This is a genomic window from Nocardia sp. NPDC058480 (genome assembly GCF_042720495.1).
Taxonomy (GTDB): Bacteria; Actinomycetota; Actinomycetes; order Mycobacteriales; family Mycobacteriaceae; genus Nocardia.
In genome coordinates, this window is record NZ_JBHXMN010000010.1 from 19,485 (window position 1) to 36,745 (window position 17,261).

General features: G+C 66.5%; 20 protein-coding genes and 1 riboswitch. Of the genes, 12 read left to right on the forward strand and 8 right to left on the reverse strand.

The features are described 5' to 3' along the window. Positions 1-85 precede the first annotated feature (85 nt). The gene (locus ACFWO8_RS22340) at positions 86-220 is read right to left on the reverse strand and encodes a hypothetical protein (RefSeq protein WP_378955227.1); all 135 of its coding nucleotides are present in this window, start codon (positions 218-220) and stop codon (positions 86-88) included. A gap of 175 nt (positions 221-395) precedes the next feature. On the opposite strand from ACFWO8_RS22340, the gene ACFWO8_RS22345 reads away from it, so the two are divergent. From ACFWO8_RS22345 to ACFWO8_RS22365, 5 genes are all read left to right on the forward strand, one after another. Beyond that, the gene (locus ACFWO8_RS22345) at positions 396-1,967 is read left to right on the forward strand and encodes a family 2B encapsulin nanocompartment shell protein (protein WP_378955254.1); all 1,572 of its coding nucleotides are present in this window, start codon (positions 396-398) and stop codon (positions 1,965-1,967) included. A gap of 12 nt (positions 1,968-1,979) precedes the next feature. Beyond that, on the forward strand, positions 1,980-3,335 hold the full coding sequence (locus ACFWO8_RS22350) for a family 2 encapsulin nanocompartment cargo protein terpene cyclase (protein ID WP_378955287.1): 1,356 nt from the start codon (positions 1,980-1,982) through the stop codon (positions 3,333-3,335). Further along, positions 3,332-4,204: a geranyl diphosphate 2-C-methyltransferase gene (locus tag ACFWO8_RS22355; protein ID WP_378955326.1), complete on the forward strand. Its 873-nt coding sequence runs from the start codon at positions 3,332-3,334 to the stop codon at positions 4,202-4,204. The genes ACFWO8_RS22350 and ACFWO8_RS22355 overlap by 4 nt, the downstream gene beginning before the upstream one ends. Further along, positions 4,201-4,761, forward strand: coding sequence for an isopentenyl-diphosphate Delta-isomerase (idi, locus tag ACFWO8_RS22360; protein WP_378955342.1), 561 nt, complete (start codon positions 4,201-4,203; stop codon positions 4,759-4,761). Before ACFWO8_RS22355 ends, idi begins: the two co-directional genes overlap by 4 nt. Positions 4,762-4,948: 187 nt before the next feature. Further along, positions 4,949-5,302 (forward strand): hypothetical protein, encoded by a 354-nt coding sequence (locus tag ACFWO8_RS22365; protein ID WP_378955346.1) that lies wholly within the window; start codon positions 4,949-4,951, stop codon positions 5,300-5,302. A gap of 7 nt (positions 5,303-5,309) precedes the next feature. Here ACFWO8_RS22365 and ACFWO8_RS22370 read toward each other — a convergent pair whose 3' ends face one another. The 3 genes from ACFWO8_RS22370 to ACFWO8_RS22380 all read right to left on the reverse strand — a co-directional run bounded on the left by ACFWO8_RS22370 (position 5,310) and on the right by ACFWO8_RS22380 (position 8,332). Next, a complete protein-coding gene (locus ACFWO8_RS22370) occupies positions 5,310-6,038 on the reverse strand; it encodes an aspartate/glutamate racemase family protein (RefSeq protein ID WP_378955353.1) in 729 nt (242 codons plus the stop codon). Then, positions 6,038-7,525 carry an NCS1 family nucleobase:cation symporter-1 gene (locus ACFWO8_RS22375; protein ID WP_378955360.1) on the reverse strand — a complete coding sequence of 496 codons (1,488 nt, stop codon included), beginning with the start codon at positions 7,523-7,525 and terminating at the stop codon, positions 6,038-6,040. Before ACFWO8_RS22375 ends, ACFWO8_RS22370 begins: the two co-directional genes overlap by 1 nt. An 84-nt stretch (positions 7,526-7,609) precedes the next feature. After that, complete coding sequence (locus tag ACFWO8_RS22380; RefSeq protein WP_378955379.1) at positions 7,610-8,332, reverse strand: GntR family transcriptional regulator; 723 nt, start codon at positions 8,330-8,332, stop codon at positions 7,610-7,612. A gap of 106 nt (positions 8,333-8,438) precedes the next feature. On the opposite strand from ACFWO8_RS22380, the gene ACFWO8_RS22385 reads away from it, so the two are divergent. After that, positions 8,439-9,617 carry a serine hydrolase domain-containing protein gene (locus tag ACFWO8_RS22385; RefSeq protein WP_378955387.1) on the forward strand — a complete coding sequence of 393 codons (1,179 nt, stop codon included), beginning with the start codon at positions 8,439-8,441 and terminating at the stop codon, positions 9,615-9,617. A gap of 80 nt (positions 9,618-9,697) precedes the next feature. Further along, positions 9,698-10,921 carry a threonine ammonia-lyase gene (gene ilvA, locus ACFWO8_RS22390; RefSeq protein ID WP_378955407.1) on the forward strand — a complete coding sequence of 408 codons (1,224 nt, stop codon included), beginning with the start codon at positions 9,698-9,700 and terminating at the stop codon, positions 10,919-10,921. A 22-nt stretch (positions 10,922-10,943) separates the two neighbouring features. Here ilvA and ACFWO8_RS22395 read toward each other — a convergent pair whose 3' ends face one another. The 3 genes from ACFWO8_RS22395 to ACFWO8_RS22405 form a co-directional block, all read right to left on the reverse strand. Beyond that, the gene (locus ACFWO8_RS22395; RefSeq protein WP_378955418.1) at positions 10,944-11,258 is read right to left on the reverse strand and encodes a DMT family transporter; all 315 of its coding nucleotides are present in this window, start codon (positions 11,256-11,258) and stop codon (positions 10,944-10,946) included. A gap of 10 nt (positions 11,259-11,268) precedes the next feature. Next, a riboswitch (guanidine-III (ykkC-III) riboswitch) is annotated at positions 11,269-11,333 on the reverse strand. Between the two features lie 63 nt (positions 11,334-11,396). Next, a complete protein-coding gene (argH, locus tag ACFWO8_RS22400; protein WP_378955432.1) occupies positions 11,397-12,815 on the reverse strand; it encodes an argininosuccinate lyase in 1,419 nt (472 codons plus the stop codon). Positions 12,816-12,920: 105 nt separating this feature from the next. Further along, positions 12,921-14,123, reverse strand: coding sequence for an argininosuccinate synthase (locus ACFWO8_RS22405; RefSeq protein WP_378955446.1), 1,203 nt, complete (start codon positions 14,121-14,123; stop codon positions 12,921-12,923). A gap of 268 nt (positions 14,124-14,391) precedes the next feature. On the opposite strand from ACFWO8_RS22405, the gene ACFWO8_RS22410 reads away from it, so the two are divergent. The 5 genes from ACFWO8_RS22410 (at position 14,392) to ACFWO8_RS22430 (ending at position 16,607) form a co-directional block, all read left to right on the forward strand. Further along, positions 14,392-14,532: a hypothetical protein gene (locus ACFWO8_RS22410; RefSeq protein ID WP_378955457.1), complete on the forward strand. Its 141-nt coding sequence runs from the start codon at positions 14,392-14,394 to the stop codon at positions 14,530-14,532. Positions 14,533-14,557: 25 nt separating this feature from the next. Beyond that, positions 14,558-14,689, forward strand: coding sequence for a hypothetical protein (locus ACFWO8_RS22415; protein ID WP_378955464.1), 132 nt, complete (start codon positions 14,558-14,560; stop codon positions 14,687-14,689). Positions 14,690-14,751: 62 nt separating this feature from the next. Beyond that, positions 14,752-14,907, forward strand: a complete 156-nt coding sequence (locus ACFWO8_RS22420; RefSeq protein ID WP_378917529.1) for a hypothetical protein — start codon at positions 14,752-14,754, stop codon at positions 14,905-14,907. 73 nt (positions 14,908-14,980) lie between these two features. Continuing rightward, the gene (locus ACFWO8_RS22425) at positions 14,981-15,781 is read left to right on the forward strand and encodes an aldose 1-epimerase (protein WP_378955477.1); all 801 of its coding nucleotides are present in this window, start codon (positions 14,981-14,983) and stop codon (positions 15,779-15,781) included. An 88-nt stretch (positions 15,782-15,869) separates the two neighbouring features. Further along, positions 15,870-16,607, forward strand: a complete 738-nt coding sequence (locus ACFWO8_RS22430; RefSeq protein WP_378955487.1) for a DUF4184 family protein — start codon at positions 15,870-15,872, stop codon at positions 16,605-16,607. Positions 16,608-16,728: 121 nt separating this feature from the next. Here the strand turns inward: ACFWO8_RS22430 and ACFWO8_RS22435 are convergent, their stop codons facing one another. After that, a complete protein-coding gene (locus tag ACFWO8_RS22435) occupies positions 16,729-17,232 on the reverse strand; it encodes an arginine repressor (RefSeq protein WP_056824335.1) in 504 nt (167 codons plus the stop codon). Positions 17,233-17,261 lie beyond the last annotated feature (29 nt).

The following is a 17,261-nucleotide window of genomic DNA, read 5'->3' on the forward strand; positions in this document are numbered from 1 at the left end:
CACCCCGATGTGCTCATATGAGCTAACCACACCGGACCTCCATTATGTGTCGGCTGTGACAGGCCGCATGTTGCGGCGATTCGGGTCACATCGCGCCGAGGAAGAAGCCGAACAGGCTCGTTCCGCCGGGCTCGGGCTCGAAGGCCCGCCGCACCACGCGCGGGCTGAGCAGAATCGCCGACACGGTGAACCGACGGCGGCATTCGACCATAACGACCACGGCCTGTTCACGACGTCGATCGGCAGGCTATCCCCGGACATCTCGCTGTCCGCAATCGCCTCCCGCACAACGGATCTCCCGGTCATCACCATGTTTTCCCGAATTCCCGACGCGCGGCCACTTCGACCACCTACCATCGTTGACGTCCGGAACGTACTGACACACATCAGGTTTCGTGCAACACCGTTTCACATGCCAGACTTCTCCGCGCTGGACCATCTATTTCGCGCAGGACCATTCGCTTCGCACTGTTACCCACCCCTTAAGCCTGTCGCGCACCGTCGCGCCGCACAGGTCGATCGGCCGTGCAAATTTCCGTCCCGAGGTGAGGACCAATGCCATGACCATCGAAATGCCGCTGCCCACAGACAATTCCGTGCGCAAGAGCCTGAGTACCACGGCCGCGCAGAAGCTCACACATACCACCAAGTCCGAACCGCAGATGCAGGGCATCAGCTCGCGCTGGTTGTCGCGCGCACTGCCATGGGTGCAGGTCGCGGGCGGTATCTACCGGGTCAACCGCAGGCTCACCCATACCGTCGGCAACGGGGAAGTCGAATTCGTCGTCGACGGATCCCGGGCCAGGGTGATTCCCCAGGAACTGCGGGAACTTCCGCCGCTGCGTGATATCGACGACGATCAGCTGTTGCGGCCGCTGGCGGAGAACTTCGTGCAATACGACCTCGATCCGGGAACAGTCGTCGCCGAATTCGGCAATCCGATGGATCAGGTGATCCTCGTCGTCCACGGGAAACTCGCCCGGCTCGGCTCCGGTGAGTACGGCGAGTCCACCAAACTCGGCATGCTGTCCGGCGGCGACTATTACGGCGAGGAAATGCTCACCGATCCCTCGGCGATCTGGCCGGACACGGTGAAGACCGTGACCAAAACCACCATTCTCTGCCTGCCTCGACAGCAGTTCGAGCAATTCCTCGAGCTGAACCCGGAATTGGCTCAGATCCGCGCCGAAGCGGCCCAGCTGTCGAGCCGGATCAAGAACTCCAAGGGCGAAGCCGATATCGAGATCTCGTCCGGTCACTCTGGCGAACCCCTGCTCGAGGGCACCTTCGTCGACTACGACGCCAGCCCCCGCGAATACGAACTCAGCCTGGCCCAGAGCGTGCTGCGGATCCACACTCGCGTCGCCGATCTGTTCAACGATCCGATGAACCAGGTCGACCAACAGTTGCGACTCACCGTCGAAGCACTCTATGAGCGGCGCGAGCACGACCTGGTGAACAACCCGGAGTTCGGTCTGCTGCACAACTGCGATCTCAAACAGCGCATCACCACCGAATCCGGAGCGCCGACTCCCGACGACATGGACGAGCTGCTCAGCATGCGGCGCGGCACCAAATTCCTTCTCGCACACCCGAAAGCGATCGCCGCGTTCGGTCGCGAATGTACCCGCCGCGGCCTGTATCCCGATCCCGTGGAGTTCCAGGGGCACCGGGTGCCCGCTTGGCGCGGGGTGCCGTTGCTGCCGTGCGGCAAGATCCCGGTCAGCGATACCCAGACCACATCGATCATGGCGATGCGCATCGGTGAGAAGGATCAGGGCGTCGTAGGTCTGCATCAGACGGGCATTCCCGACGAATACGAGCCGAGCCTCAACGTCCGGTTCAAGCAGATCGACGACCAGTCGATCATGTCGTACCTGGTGAGCTGCTATTACTCCGCAGCTGTGCTCGTTCCCGATGCGCTCGGCGTGCTCGACGACGTGCTCGTCGCGCGCCGAGCCGACTGATCGGCGCGGGCCGTGTCTATCCTCACCAGGGCCGGTGCCCCGATCGCAGCCGGCGATCTGGCGGTCGCGGTGGCGGCCCTGTTACACGGTGCCACCGCCCCGGCCGACCTATTCGCGGGCGCCGCGCCACTCCCCCGGCAAACCTCGTCACTGCTGTCGATACCCCGACCCAGCGCCCCGAAATCACCGCTCACCCAACGGGCTTCACTCTCACCGTCCGAGGCCGCCACCCACGCGCCGCACCGGGTCGACACCATCACGCCACGTCGTCTACTCGGCCCGACCGGGCTGGGCACTGCCGGCCTGCGATTGTTCCCGACGCAGCACTCCCCTGCCGGATCATCGAATTCCGGTGGACCACAAACCATTCCGACGCTCTACTGCCCACCTCCCGAGCGTGACGACCCGGCATTGGCTGAGGCCGTCAATACGGGTCTGCTCGCCTGGGCTGCCGAGATCGGGCTCTACGAAGGACGCCTCGACGAGCTCGGCAAGGCCGATTTCGGACGCCTGATCATGCTCGCCCATCCCGATTGCGACGACCCAGACCTGCTGCTCGGCGCCGCGCGCTGCGCGGTGGCGGAATGGTCGGTCGACGACTACTACTGCGAGGAGGACGCCCCTGGCGACACCGCACCCGACGGCACCCCGTCCAGCGCCGCCGCCGAACTCGGGCCACGGCTCGAATTGGCCGCCGCCGCAATGGATCCAGCCCATCTACCCGTCCGCTACGCACCCAGGCTCGAACAGGCCATGCAGGCCGACCCGATCCTGCGCGCGTTCCGCACCTCGTTCGCGCACCTGGCGGGGTACGCGAGCCCGGCCCAGCTCGCCCGGTTACGCACCGAGATCGCGGGATGGTTCATCGCACTCGGTGCCGAGGCGGGCTGGCGCACGGCGAACCGGATGCCACCGGTCTGGGAGTATCTGACCAATCGGCAGCCACATAGTTTCCTGCCGTGCATGGCACCCATCGACGCGGTCGGCGGCTATGAACTCAGCGCCGCCGACTACGCCGACCCCGCGGTCCGACGGGTGGTCACCACCGCCGCGCTGGCCGCCCAGATGGTGAACGACCTGTATTCGATGGCGCGCGAGGACCTTTCGGGTGGCAGGGAATTCAACCTGCCGACGGTCCTGGCCGCCGAGGAGGGCTGCAGCCGGGCCGAGGCCGTGCAGCGAACAGCCCAGATCCACGACGAATTGATGCACCGCTTCGAACGGGAGGCGGCCCCGCTCGCCGCCTCGGGCTCACCCCAGCTGCGCCGCTTCCTGGCCGGCCTGTGGGCCTGGATGGGTGGCAACCGCGCCTGGCACGCGGGCAGCCGCCGCTACCACGACACCACCCCAGGAGAGGACGACAGATGACCATCGTCAACACCCCCGACCGCACGGTCCTGCGCACCACCTACCAGCGTTCGGTCGCGGCGTACTGGAACAACAATCCCAACGACGACCGGGTCAACACCGAACTGGGCAAGGTCGACGGCCTCTACCACCACCACTACGGCATCGGCGAACCCGACTGGTCGGTGATCGAGGGCCCCGAACAGACCCGCCAGGAACGGATCGTGCGCGAACTGCACCGCCTCGAAACCGCGCAGGCCGACTATCTGCTAGACAACCTCGGCGGCATCACCCCCGACGACCGCCTGATCGACGGTGGATCCGGGCGCGGCGGCACCAGCTTCATGGCCGCCGACCGGTTCGGCTGCCACGTCGACGGGGTGAGCATCTCCGAGTACCAGGTCGGCTTCGCCAACGATCAGGCCAAGACCCGCGGGGTGACCGAGCGGGTCGGGTTCCACTTCCGCAATATGCTCGATACCGGCTTCGCCGACGAGTCGGCCCGCGCCATCTGGACCAACGAAACCACCATGTACGTCGACCTTTTCGATCTCTTCGACGAATTCGCTCGCGTGCTCGAACCAGGCGGCCGCTACGTGTGCATCACCGGCTGTTCCAACGATGTCACCGGTGGCCGGTCCGCCTCGGTCAGCTGGATCGACGCGCACTACGGCTGCATGATCCACCCGCGTAGCGAGTACTTCCGCGCCCTGTCCGACAGCGGCCTTGTACCGACCACGGTTGTCGACCTCACCCCCGACACCATCCCGTACTGGGATCTGCGCACCCATTCCGAGCTCGCCACCGGCGTCGAGCAGCCCTTTCTCACCGCCTACCGCGAGGGGAGCTTCCAGTACCTGATGATCGTCGCCGATAAGGTGGCCAGGTGACCGAACAGCTCGCCGACCCGTCGACCGACCGTGAAGCCCTGCCTGTCGAGTTGGTCGACGAATCAGGTGTAGCGATCGGAGCGTGCTCGGTGGCCGATGCTCATCGGCCACCGGGCACGCTCCACCGCGCCTTCTCCGTGCTGCTGTTCGACCGGGACGGGCACGTCCTGCTCCAGCAGCGCGCCGCGGTGAAGACCAGGTTCCCGCTGCAGTGGGCCAACACCTGCTGTGGGCATCCGGCGCCCGGTCAGGCGGTGACCGAGGCCGCCGCGATCCGGTTGCGTGAGGAGTTCGGGATGGCGGCCGAGCTCACCGAGGTCGGTGTGTTCACCTACCGCGCCGGCGACGAGACGACCGGACGCATCGAATACGAATACGACCACGTCTTGATCGGTGTCGTCGGCGACCTGCCGCCACGGCCGGACCCGGCGGAGATCGCCCACTGGGCGTGGCTCCCTCCACAGGCCGTGCGTGCCGATATGGCGGAGAACCCCGGCAAGTTCACGCCATGGCTCGCCCAGGTGCTCGAGATCGCCGGTCAGGCCCACCAGCCCTGACCGGGCCGTCCCTGCGATCTCTTGCATTCGGGCCTTCCCTGGTCAAAGACCGGATAGATGCGCATATCTACATCTGTCGATGTTTCTTAGTTCCTTGGCGAAATCACAGGCTCACCACAGTCCGCGAACAGGCCACCCGGCGAAGCTGGACTTCGAACGGTCCCCGCGACGGCGAGTGAGGTATGTGATGGTCGAGGTCGAGATCAACGACGACACGGTGACGGTCAATGTGCTCGGTGGGCATCGCCTACTCGCCCTGCGCCAGCAGGTCGTGATCGACCGTGCGGCGATCACCGAGATCGCCACCGCCGAGGTGGACCTGCGGCCCCCGTGGGTCCGCGCTCCCGGCACCTTCATCCCCGGCGTGATCGCCGCGGGGGTCTATCGCGGCAAGGGCCGCAAAGAGTTCTGGGACACCACCTTCGGCGGCAGCGCGGTTCGGATCGACCTGGACGGGCCCGACTTCACCCGCCTGGTCGTCGACGTCGGCGATCTCGAGGCAGTGCTCAACGCACTGAGCATCGAGACCGCCGGCGTCTGAACAGCATTCACGAGCCGAAGGATTCCAGCAGACCCGCATAGATCTTCGGCGGCGGTGTCGCGAACTCTCCCCTACCCGACTTGCGCAACCCCATAGTCAGCAGCGACTGCACGGTCAACGTCGCCGCCGCGACACCGTCGATCACCGGCACCCCGATCTCGTCGCGAATGTGCGCGCACAGATCGGCCATTCCCGCGCACCCGAGCACCACAGCGTCGGACTCGTCCTGCGCGATGGCCGCCCGGCAGGCCTCGGTGACGATCTTGCGCGCGTCCGGGTCGGTATCGAGCGCGAGTACCGGTATCTCACACGCGTGGATCCCCCGGCAGAACCGTTGCATCCCATAGTGTTCCGCCAGATCGGCGGCCCGCCCGATGGTGCGTCCGAGCGTCGTGACGACACTGAATCCGCGACCGAGATGACTCGCGGTGTGCATGGCCGCCTCGGCGATCCCGATCACCGGCCCCGAGGCCAGTTCCCGTGCCGCGTCCAATCCCGGATCACCGAAGCAGGCGATGACATACCCGTCCACGCCGTCGACCTCGCCCTGCCGGATCGCGGCGAGCAGGCCCGGCACGCTCATCGCCTCGTCGTAGTGGCTCTCGATGGAGGCGGGCCCGATCTCGGAGGTAACCGCGTCGAGCAGTGTGCCCCGGCCTGCGACGGCCAGTGCGCACTGCTCGATCGTGTCGGTCATCGCCCGCGTGGTGTTCGGGTTGACGACCCGGATGCGCATCAGACACCGACCTCCTCGGCAGCGGCCGCGCGCCTGGCGCCGGTCAGCAGATAGTAGACAACGAAGCCGATGCCGCAGCCGATGAACCAGCTGTACTGGGCGGCGGTGTGCATGCCGGGCAGGCTGTTGGCCAGCACCGGGAACACCGCGATCACGGCGGCGACGGCGGTCGCGATGATCGCGGCCGGGTGATAGCCCTTCGTGTAGTAGTAGGTCCCCTGTTCCGACATCGTGAACAGATCGTCGACGAATACCTGCTGCTTGCGCACCAGGTAGTAATCACAGATCAGCACCCCGAACAACGGTCCGATGAAGGCGCCGAGCACCTCGAGGGTGTAGTGGATCACATCGGGATTGTTGTACAGATTCCATGGCGTGATCAGCACCGAACCGACCGCCGCGATCATGCCGCCCGCCCGCCAGCTGATCCGCTGTGGACTCACATTCGAGAAATCGAAAGCCGGCGAGATGAAGTTGGCGACGATATTGATACCGATGGTGGCGATGGTGAAGGTGAGCGCACCGAGCACGATCGCGAAAGTAGAGTCGATCTTGGCGACGGTGGCGACCGGATCGGTGATGAGCTCGCCGTACACCGGCAATGTCAGCGAGGCGGTGACCACGACCAGCACCGAGAAGACCAGGAAATTCACCGGGAGCCCGAGGAAATTCCCTTTCTTCACCGCGGCGAAACTCTTGCCGTATCGGGAGAAGTCGCCGAAGTTGAGCATCGGCCCCGAGAAATACGACACCACGAGCGCGATCGCGCCGAGCATGACCGGCACCGACGCCCAGCCGGTGTATCTCACATCGCCGAGGTTCAGGTCGATGGCACTCCAACCGGCCTTCGCGATGAGGTATCCGCAGAGCAGGAACATCACGACATACACAGCGGGGCCGCAGAAGTCGATGAACTTGCGGATCGATTCCATGCCGCGCCAGAACACGCACGCCTGCAGCACCCACAGCAGCAGGAAGCTGCCCCAGCCGAGCGCCGACAGTCCGAGGAAACCGTAATCAGCAGTGATCGCGTAGGGTGCCAACCCCGGAAACAGTTTCACCAGAACGACATCCAATGCCGCCGACGCGAGGAACGTCTGAATTCCGTACCAGGCCACCGCGATCAACCCGCGGATGATCGCGGGGATGTTCGCCCCGAGCACGCCGAACGCGCTGCGGCAGATCACCGGATAGGGCACACCGGTCATCTGACTCGGTTTCGCCACCAGATTGCAGAAGAAATACACGATGGTGATGCCGATGAGCAACGCGGCGAGCACCTGCCAGCTGGCCAGGCCGAGTGCGAAAAGACTTCCCGCCGTGACATATCCGCCGACGCTGTGCACATCCGACATCCAGAACGCGAAGATATTGTAGGTGCCCCAACTCTGCTTGCGGAGCGGCGCCAGGTCCTCGTTCGTCAGCCGCGGATCATAGGTGGGTGGTTCACCGGCGGGAATCGCCGAGGACGTAATGGTGTCGGTCATGATCGTTCCCGTCCGAAAAGGTACATCTGCTGAACTGACGGTAAGTATCAGCGGTTGCCCTGCGGTTTCCCGGGAATTTCACGCCTATTGCACCGAAGATATATCTTCCGGCGCGAGCAGTCCGGTGTCGGTCGGCAGGGTCGCTACCACCGTTTCCAGCCTGCGGTGGTGCTCGTCGGCGGCGACGAGCAGGCGGTCGATATCGCGTGCGAGGAACGCGTCGAGCATGGCGATGTGGTCGATGTGCAGGCGCTCGCGGTCGAGCCGGTCGATGTGGACCATCGACTGCACCGGTTCGGTGACATTCCACGCGGCTTCGAGCATGTGCAGCAGCCGGAACATCCGCGACGGCCTCGTGAGCGCCACATGGAAGCTGCGCGACTGTCGCTGGTAGGCCGCGGGATCGTCGTCGAGGATGGCGCGTTCGAGTAGCTCGTTCACCGCGAGCAGGTGTGCGCGTTCGGGCTCATCGGCGTGCAGCGCGGCGGCGGCAAGTGATGCCGTCTCCAAAGTGTCACGCACGATGTACATTTCGCGCAGTTCACGGGCGGTGAGCTGGGCCACCTGATAGCCGCGCTGCGGGCGGTGGGTGACCAGCCCCTCCCCGATCAGCGTCTTGAGCGCCTCGCGGACCGGGATGTGACTCACCCCGAACAACTCGGCGACTTCGCGCAGCGGGATCACGGTGCACGGCGGTACGGCACCGTCGAGGATCACCCGGCGCAGTTCGCCGAGAATGACCTGCGGTCGGCCTGGCTCATCGACCACAAGCCTTGCCAGCAGCGCCGATCGTCGTCTCGGGGGCATGCGAACATGCTATGGACCGTGTATTGCGCGCGGGCTGTTCGATGTGACAGTTGGGAAACGATCACCGTACCGACCGGTCCCTAGTGCGTGATGGCATGCTCGGAGGATGGGAGTTTCGACAGCGCAGTCGGTGGATCGCCGTTTCGTCCGTTTGGTCAGTGTCTTCGACCATCTGTTCCGCAAGCCCTCGCACGGCGGTGGCGCGCTGTGTGTGTATCTGCACGGCGAGCCGGTGGTTGACGTGTGGGCGGGCTACGCGAGTCCGGGTGTGCCGTGGACAGCCGATTCGGTGGCATTGGGTTTCTCCACCGGAAAAGGCGTGGCTTCCACGGTGATTCACCAGTTGGCCGATCGTGGGCAGCTCGATTACAACAGCCCCGTCGCCGAGTACTGGCCCGAGTTCGCCGCAGCGGGCAAGGCTGACATCACCGTGCGTGATGTGCTCACCCACCGGGCCGGCCTGCACCGGCTGCGCGGTCTGCTGCCGGGCCCGATCGAGAGTTTCCTCGACGACAACGCCGTCACCGCCGCCCTGGCCGCGGCTACTCCCGACCCACGGCGCCAGCTCACCAGCGGCTATCACGGAATCAGCTACGGGCACCTGGCCGCCGAGATCGTCGCGCGGGTCACGGGTCGTGAGTTCGTCGATGTCGTGCGCACCGAGCTCGCCGAACCCCTTGGCGCCGAGGAACTCTGGTTCCGCGTACCGCACGACCAGCGCCACCGCATCGCCACCACCTTCCCGCGGCTGCGCGCCGCGGGCATGGACTGGGACACCGGCTCCGATCTGCTGACCCGCACCCGTTTCGCCGCCGCGGCGGAAACCACCCCGCGCGGGTTCGCTGACCTGATAGTCGATGCGCGCGTCCATGATTCGGTGATGCCCGGCGTGAACGGCGTCTTCTCCGCCCGCGCCTTGGCCCGCGTCTACGCCGCCCTCGCCAACGGCGGTGAACTCGACGGCACCCGCATCCTCTCCCCCGACTCGATCCCCCGGTTCGCCACCCGTCAGGTCTTCACTCCCGACTACGTCCTGGCATTCCGCATCCCCTGGGCCATGGGCTTCCACGGCGTCCCGATGAAACCCTCCAAGGCCGACCCGATCTCCGCCTTCGGCCACTTCGGCCTCGGCGGCTCCGGCGCCTTCGCCGATCCCGAAACCGGCCTCTCCCTCGCCTTCGTCACCAACCGCCTCGGCGGCAAACTCACCCCGCTGGGCGATGCCCGCCTCACCCGCCTCGGCACCATCGCCCACAACATCGCCACATCGTCGCGACTCCCCTGAGCCACTGGCTGGGCGGTTGATCACTGCACAATATGGACGCAACACCTGGATACCCGACTCACGATGCCGAACCTGGCACTATGTGGCCGATGGAGACCGTGGGACTGGAGCGGATCGAGGAAGCCGCGCGACTGCTGGCGCCGGTGATCCGGCGGACGCCGATCGTGGGGTCGCGGGTGTTGTCGGAGCGGGCGGGCACGCGGGTGCTACTCAAATGCGAGAACTTGCAGCGGACCGGGTCGTTCAAGCCGCGCGGGGCCTATAACCGGATCGCGAATCTGCCCGCGGCGGATCGGGCGCGGGGTGTGGTGGCGGCCAGCGCGGGCAATCATGCGCAAGGAGTGGCGTGGGCGGCGAGCGAACTCGGGATCGCCTCGACGGTGTTCATGCCGGTCGGGGCCTCGCTACCGAAGCTGGTCGCTACCCGCGCCTACGGTGCCGACGTGCATCTGGTGGGTGACACAATCGACGAATCCTTGGTCGCCGCACAGGAATTCGCCGATCGGACCGGCGCGACCCTGATCCATCCCTTCGACCATCCCGATATCGTCGCCGGTCAGGCGACGGTCGCGCTGGAAATCCTCGAGCAGGTTCCCGAGGTGGGCACGGTGGTCGTGCCGACCGGTGGTGGTGGGCTGCTCGCGGGTGTCGCGGTGGCATTGCACGCGTTGGCGCCGAATGTCCGGGTGATCGGCGTGCAGGCGGCCGAGGCGGCGGCGTGGCCGGATTCGCTGGTGGCGGGCAGGCCGGTCCGGGTGCCGCGAATGTCGACGATGGCCGACGGTATCGCGGTCGGGCTACCCGGTGCGGTGCCTTTCGCCCACGTCGCCGAGCTGGTGTCCGAGATCGTCACCGTCGACGAGGACGCCCTGTCGAGAGCACTGTTGCTCTGCCTCGAACGGGCCAAACTCGTCGTCGAACCCGCGGGTGCGGCGGGCGTCGCCGCCTTGCTCACCTCCGCTCTCGAGGACCCGCCCGGCCCGGTGGTGACCATCTTGTCGGGCGGAAATATCGACCCGCTGTTGCTCACTCGCGTGATCGGCCACGGTCTCAGCGCCGCGGGCCGCTACCTGGCCATGCACGTCACGATCGATGACCGGCCGGGCGCGCTGTCCGCACTGCTCGCCGTGGTCGGGCGCGCGGGCGCGAGCGTGGTGGATGTCGTGCACTCACGGACGGGTCCGTGGTTGGCTGTCGACGAGGTCGAGGTGTCGCTCACCGTGGAAACCCGCGGCTCCGCGCACCGCGACGACGTCCTGGAAGCACTGCGTGACTCGGGTTTCCGCGTACACGCCGAGCTCTAGAAACCCGTGCGCCTCACCGAGTTCAGTGCGCCATTTTCAGCCCGACCACACCGGCAACGATCATCACCAGGAACACGGCCTTCACAACCGAGAACGCCTCCGCGCCGGTGACCATGGCATAGACGACGGTCAGCACGGCGCCGATGCCAACCCAGACCGCATACGCGGTGCCGACGGGAAGATCGCGCATGGCCAGCGCGAGTCCGGTCATGCTGGCGGCCAGGGCTACGCCGAACACCACGGTCGGAACGAGTCGGGTGAACCCTTCGGTCCGGCCCAGCGCGGTGGCCCACACCGCTTCCAGTACACCGGAGATAATGAGCAGAATCCACGACATGACGAGCCTCCTGTGGCCGTCTTGTCGCACTCCGGGTACGGCTACCCTCGTCCGGGAGCCCCGTTCGGGCTCACTGCCAAGCTGTCACACCGGCAACCACTTGGCAAGCAGGTGGTGGGTGAAGTCACCACCTGCCGGTCAGCGCAGCCAGGCGCGTGCGTCGTCGGCGGTCTTGCGAACCTCGTCGAGCTGCTCGGCCACCCGCGCACCGGCGGTACCGCCGCGTGCGCTGCGCGAGGCGATGGAGCCCTGCACCGTGAGCACTTCGCGCACACCGGCAGTCAGTGCCGGATCGACGGCGGCGAATTCGGCGTCGGTCAGTTCGTCGAGGCCGACTCCACGCGACTCGGCTACCCGCACACACGCACCGGCCGCTTCGTGGGCGACGCGGAACGGAACACCTTGGCGCACCATCCATTCGGCGATGTCGGTGGCGAGAGTGAAACCGGCAGGGGCCAATTCGGCCATTCGGTCGGTGTGGAAGGTGAGAGTGCCGACCAATCCCGCGATGGCGGGGAGGAGCAGTTCCAGCTGAGCGACCGAGTCGAACAGGGGCTCCTTGTCCTCCTGGAGGTCCCGGTTGTAGGCCAGCGGTTGGGCTTTCAGCGTTGCCAGCAGACCGGTCAGGTTGCCGATCAGGCGGCCCGCCTTGCCGCGGGTCAGCTCCGAGACATCGGGGTTCTTCTTCTGCGGCATGATCGACGAACCGGTCGACCAGGCGTCAGCGAGGGTGACGTAGCCGAATTCCGGTGTGCTCCAGATGATGACCTCTTCGGCCATCCGGCTCAGATCGACACCGATCATGGCCAGCACGAATGCCGCCTCGGCGGCGAAGTCACGGGAGGAGGTGGCGTCGATCGAATTGGCCGCGGAAGCAGTGAAATTCAGCTCCGTGGCGATCTGCTCGGGGTCCAGACCCAGCGAGGAACCGGCCAGCGCGCCCGAACCGTACGGCGAGATGGCGGCGCGTTTGTCGAAGTCGCGCAGGCGTTCCAGATCGCGCAGTAGCGGATGCGCGTGGGCGAGCAGGTGATGAGAGAGGAGCACCGGCTGCGCGGCTTGCAGGTGGGTCTTGCCCGGCATCACGGCGTCGGGGTGTGCGGCGGCCTGCGCGACCAGGGCGTCGACCACGTCGAGCACACCGGCGGCGACGCGACGCACACCGTCGCGCAGCCACATCCGGAACAGGGTCGCCACCTGGTCGTTGCGCGAGCGACCGGCCCGCAGCCGACCACCGAGCTCGGTGCCGACCCGCTCGATCAGCCCACGCTCGAGCGCACCGTGTACATCCTCGTCGGAATCGGCCGGGCCGTAGGCGCCCGAGGCGACGTCGGCGGCGAGCGCGTCCAGACCGGCGAGCATGGCGGGCAGATCATCGTCGGCGAGCAGCCCGGCTTTGTGCAGCACCCGGGCGTGCGCCTTGGAGGCGCGAATGTCATAGGGCGCCAGCACCCAGTCGAAGTGGGTCGACTTGCTCAATGCCGCCATCGCCTCGGCCGGACCAGAAGCGAATCGCCCACCCCAGAGCGCACCTTCGTTGGTTCCACTGTGGGTCATAGTCGATGTCTCCTCCGGTCGGGATGGCGGGCATGGATGATGACGACACCGGCCGATCCGTGGGGACCGGCCGGTATCGAGACTACGAGGGCGGTTCTCCCCGTATTATTTCTGATTCAGGTCGCGGCGGGCGGCGACCTTCGAGGACAGGCCGTGGATCTGGACGAAGCCCTTGGCCAGGGACTGGTCGAAGGTGTCGCCCTCGTCGTAGGTGGCCAGGTTGAAGTCGTAGAGCGACTGCTCGGAACGACGGCCGTTGACGACCGCGGACCCACCGTGCAGCACCATCCGGATCTCGCCGGTCACGGTCTGCTGGGTGTCGGAGATGAAGGCGTCGAGCGCGCGCTTGAGCGGGGAGAACCACAGGCCGTCGTAGGCCAGCTCGCCCCAGCGCTGCTCGACCTGGCGCTTGTAGCGGGCCAGTTCACGCTCGACGGTGACGGCTTCGAGAGCCTGGTGCGCGGTGATCAGCGCGATGGCGCCCGGTGCCTCGTAGATCTCGCGGCTCTTGATGCCGACGAGCCGGTCCTCGACCATGTCGAGACGGCCGACACCCTGACGACCCGCGCGCTGGTTCATCTCCTCGATGGCCTGCAGCACCGAGACCGGGCGGCCGTCGATGGCGACCGGCACACCCTTCTCGAAGGTGATGATGACCTCGTCGGGCGCCTCGAAATTCACCGTCGCGTCGGCGGTGTAGTCGTAGACGTCCTTGGTCGGCGCGTTCCACAGGTCCTCGAGGAACCCGGTCTCGACAGCGCGACCCCACACGTTCTGGTCGATGGAGAACGGCGACTTCTTGGTGACGTTGATCGGCAGGCTGTTCTGCTCGGCGAAGGCGATGGCCTTCTCGCGGGTCCAGGCGTAGTCGCGAACCGGGGCGATGACCTCGAGGTCGGGCGCGAGCGCGCCGATGCCGACCTCGAAGCGGACCTGGTCGTTGCCCTTGCCGGTGCAGCCGTGCGAGACGGTGGTGGCGTTGTGGAACTTCGCGGCCTCGACGAGGTGCTTGACGATCAGCGGACGGCTGATGGCCGAGACGAGCGGGTACTGGCCCATGTACATGGCGTTGGCCTGGATGGTGGGCAGGCAGTACTCGTCGGCGAACTCGTCGCGCGCGTCGACCACGATGGCCTCCACGGCGCCGCAGTCCAGTGCGCGCTGTCGGATCGCGCTCATGTCCTCGCCGCCCTGGCCCAGGTCGATGGCCACGGCCACCACCTCGGAACCGGTCTCCTTCGCGATCCAGCTGATGGCGACGGAGGTGTCAAGCCCACCGGAGTAGGCGAGTACGACGCGATCGGACATGTCTGTTGTGCTCCTCGAAGTCTGGTACGTAAAGGGCTGCCCTGAGCAGTATGGATGCTCCGGCCGCCGGTTCGGCTCACGCCGTTGCTACAAATGATTATGCATGATGATGCAATCTCATTCATAACTGGGGGGTGCCGCATCGGTCCCGCAACGCCGAAATAGCCGATTACCTGCGACGACACCGTCGCAACCCTTGGCGAGTACCCTCGGCTGTGAGACGTTGGTCACAGCAGATAGCTATGGGTCGGGACCGAGAGGAGCCATCATGCAGTCGCTACGTGATTTCGCCGAGGCCAACTACGACCTGATCGGAACGGTGGTCATCGGCCTCGGAAACTTGAGTTTGACCGTGGCCAAGGTCGTCATCGAGCTGGGCACTCCCCTGCTCCAGGGATTCTTCGCCTGACCCATTTCGATCAGAGGAGCACACCGTGGACGACGCCCTGCAGTATCTCTCCGACAACTATGCCGCCATCGCCGGTCTCGGGCTGTACGTCTTGCAGACGACCTTCGAGATCACCGCCCCGTTGACGCTGCTGATCCTGAACTTCCTCAACTCCTGATCGCCCGCGTGTGGCACGCTGGGAGAGCACTATTCGGCTCGCCACACGTGAGGACGAACAAGATGCTCCACTACATCGCGCAGGAATTCTCGACTCTCGGCAACGGTGTTCTCGATGTCGGCCGGGCCGTCGTCGAACTGGTCCAGAACATCATCGACATCGCCACGCCGAACAACCAGGGTGGCGGCGCGGGCGGCGGACAGTACCCGTTCAACTGAGAGCCGCACCCTCGCCCCAGCTTTCGGTGCGAGTTGCCGCCGATAGCGGAGCCGCGCAGCTAGGGTGCGAATCATGACCGACGATGTGCGGCTCGATGCGGGCTCCGCGGGTCTCACGATCGCCCCGGGTGACGGCGGCGCGATCCACAGCCTCACCGTCGACGGCACCGAACTGCTCCGGCAAGACCCGGGAACAGGCTGTTTCGTCATGGCGCCGTGGGCTGGTCGGCTCGGCAACGGCGAACTGACCGTCGGCGACCAGGCGTATCGGATGCCGATCAACAATCCCCCGCACAGCATCCACGGCACCGCGCGCGACGGGGCGTGGGACGTAATCGCGACTTCGCCGACCGCGGCGACGATCAGTCACCGTCTCGATGACCCGTGGCCGTTCGCGGGCACCGTCACCCAGACGTTCACCCTCACCGACATCGGCCTCACCCTGGCGATGCGCATCGCCACCGACCACGAAGTCTTCCCCGCCCAGGGCGGCTGGCATCCGTGGTTCCTGCGCGAAGTCCCGCCCGCGACCGGGCCGGTGCGCCTCGATTTCGCCCCGGCATGGCAGTACGAACGCGGCGACGACTACCTGCCCACCGGCCGCGAGATCGCGCCGACGCCACCACCATGGGACGACTGCTTCGCCATGCCCAACGGCGTTCTCGCCCGCCTCACCTGGCCCGGGTTCCTCGAGTTCACCATCACCAGCCCGGTACACGACGTCGTCATCTGGACGCTGCCGGAGCAATCACTGTCCGTAGAGGCCCAGTCCGGCCCACCCGACGGCCTCAACACCGAACCCCGGCTGGTCACGCCCGACTCACCCCTCGATATCCGCGTCGATTGGACCTGGCAGCGCCTGTCGCAGAGCTGACAGCTCGACCGGTCCGGCGCCAACGACCAGCGCCCCACCGCGTTCGAGGGCCGAGTAGCGCAGTACCGCAACCGATTACGGTGGCTGAGTGCCGATCACGTTCGCCCACCCGATTGCGGTGCTGCCCTTTGCCAGGCACCTTCCCCTTGCCGCCCTCGTCGCCGGGTCTGTCGCCCCGGATGTCGTCTACTACCTGCCGGTGTCGCTGTCCGGCTCCACGACCCACTCGGTCATCGGGATCCTGTGGTGGGACCTGCTGGTCGGTCTCGTGGTGCTGTCGGCATTCCGCTTCTCCGAAGGCCCTGCCGGTGCGCTGCTGCCCTTGTCGCTATCCGTCCCGGCTGGTTCCGGACGGGCGTGGCGCGGCGTGGCGCGGACCGTTACCGCCGTTCTCGTCGGCGCCGCGACACACGTACTCTGGGATTCCTTCACTCAGACAACGGGTTTCGCTGTCCAGCACTGGGATGTCTTGCGGACGACGGTCGTCGAGCCACACAAGACCTATAACGTCCTCGGTTACGTCTGCTCTCTCGCCGGAACGGCGGCTCTCGCCTATCTCTTGGTGCGCCGAACCCGCCGCACCGCCGCCGCTTCGATGCGGTGGCGGTGGGCCGTCATCGCCGTTCTCCTCGCGGCGGCCACGATCGGCGCGGGGCTCGCTGTCGACGATCCGGTCACGCGAGTCAGCACCTACGACCTGGTTCGCCACACGATCGTCGGTGCCGCCCAGGCGACTGCTTGCGCCTGGGTGATCTACGCCGTGCTGTGGCATATCGGTGCGAGTCGAGCACGGCCATCGGGGCGAGCGGATGCCGCGGAAGGGTAAAGGCGACGCCGCCTGCCGCCGCCCCACTCCTCACCGTCGTGGCCTCACCGGCCTGCGCGCCCAGCGCGGCGCATAAGCCTGCATGGTTGAGCAACGGCACGGCAAGCCAACCGTGGTCGGCTCAGGCCAGGTCTTCGATTTTCGCGGCCAGTTCGGCGCCGGTGAGTGGCTCGCGGGCGATGACGGCGATGGTGTCGTCGCCGGCGATGGTGCCGACGATGTAGGGCAGGGCGGCGCGGTCGAGGGCGCTGGCCAGGAAGTGGGCGGCGCCGGGTGGGGTGCGCAGGACGGCGAGATTGCCGCTGGCGTCGGTGGAGACGAGCAGGTCACCGAGGAGTTTGGACAGGCGGCCGGTGCCACCGGTGACACCGCGGACGGGGCTGCCGTCCTCGGGGACGATGTAGACACCCGCGCCGCCGTCGGCTGCCCGCAGCTTCACCGCGCCGAGTTCGTCGAGGTCACGCGACAGGGTGGCCTGGGTGGTTTCGATGCCCTCGGCCGACAGCAGCGCGGCGAGTTCGGTCTGGCTGCGGACCGAGTGGGAGGTCAGCAACTCGATGATGCGCGACTGGCGGCCGGCGCGGGTGCGGGCGATCGCGGGCGAACCCTTCTCGGGTGCACTCATGATCGCACGGCCTCCACACCGGCCCCGGT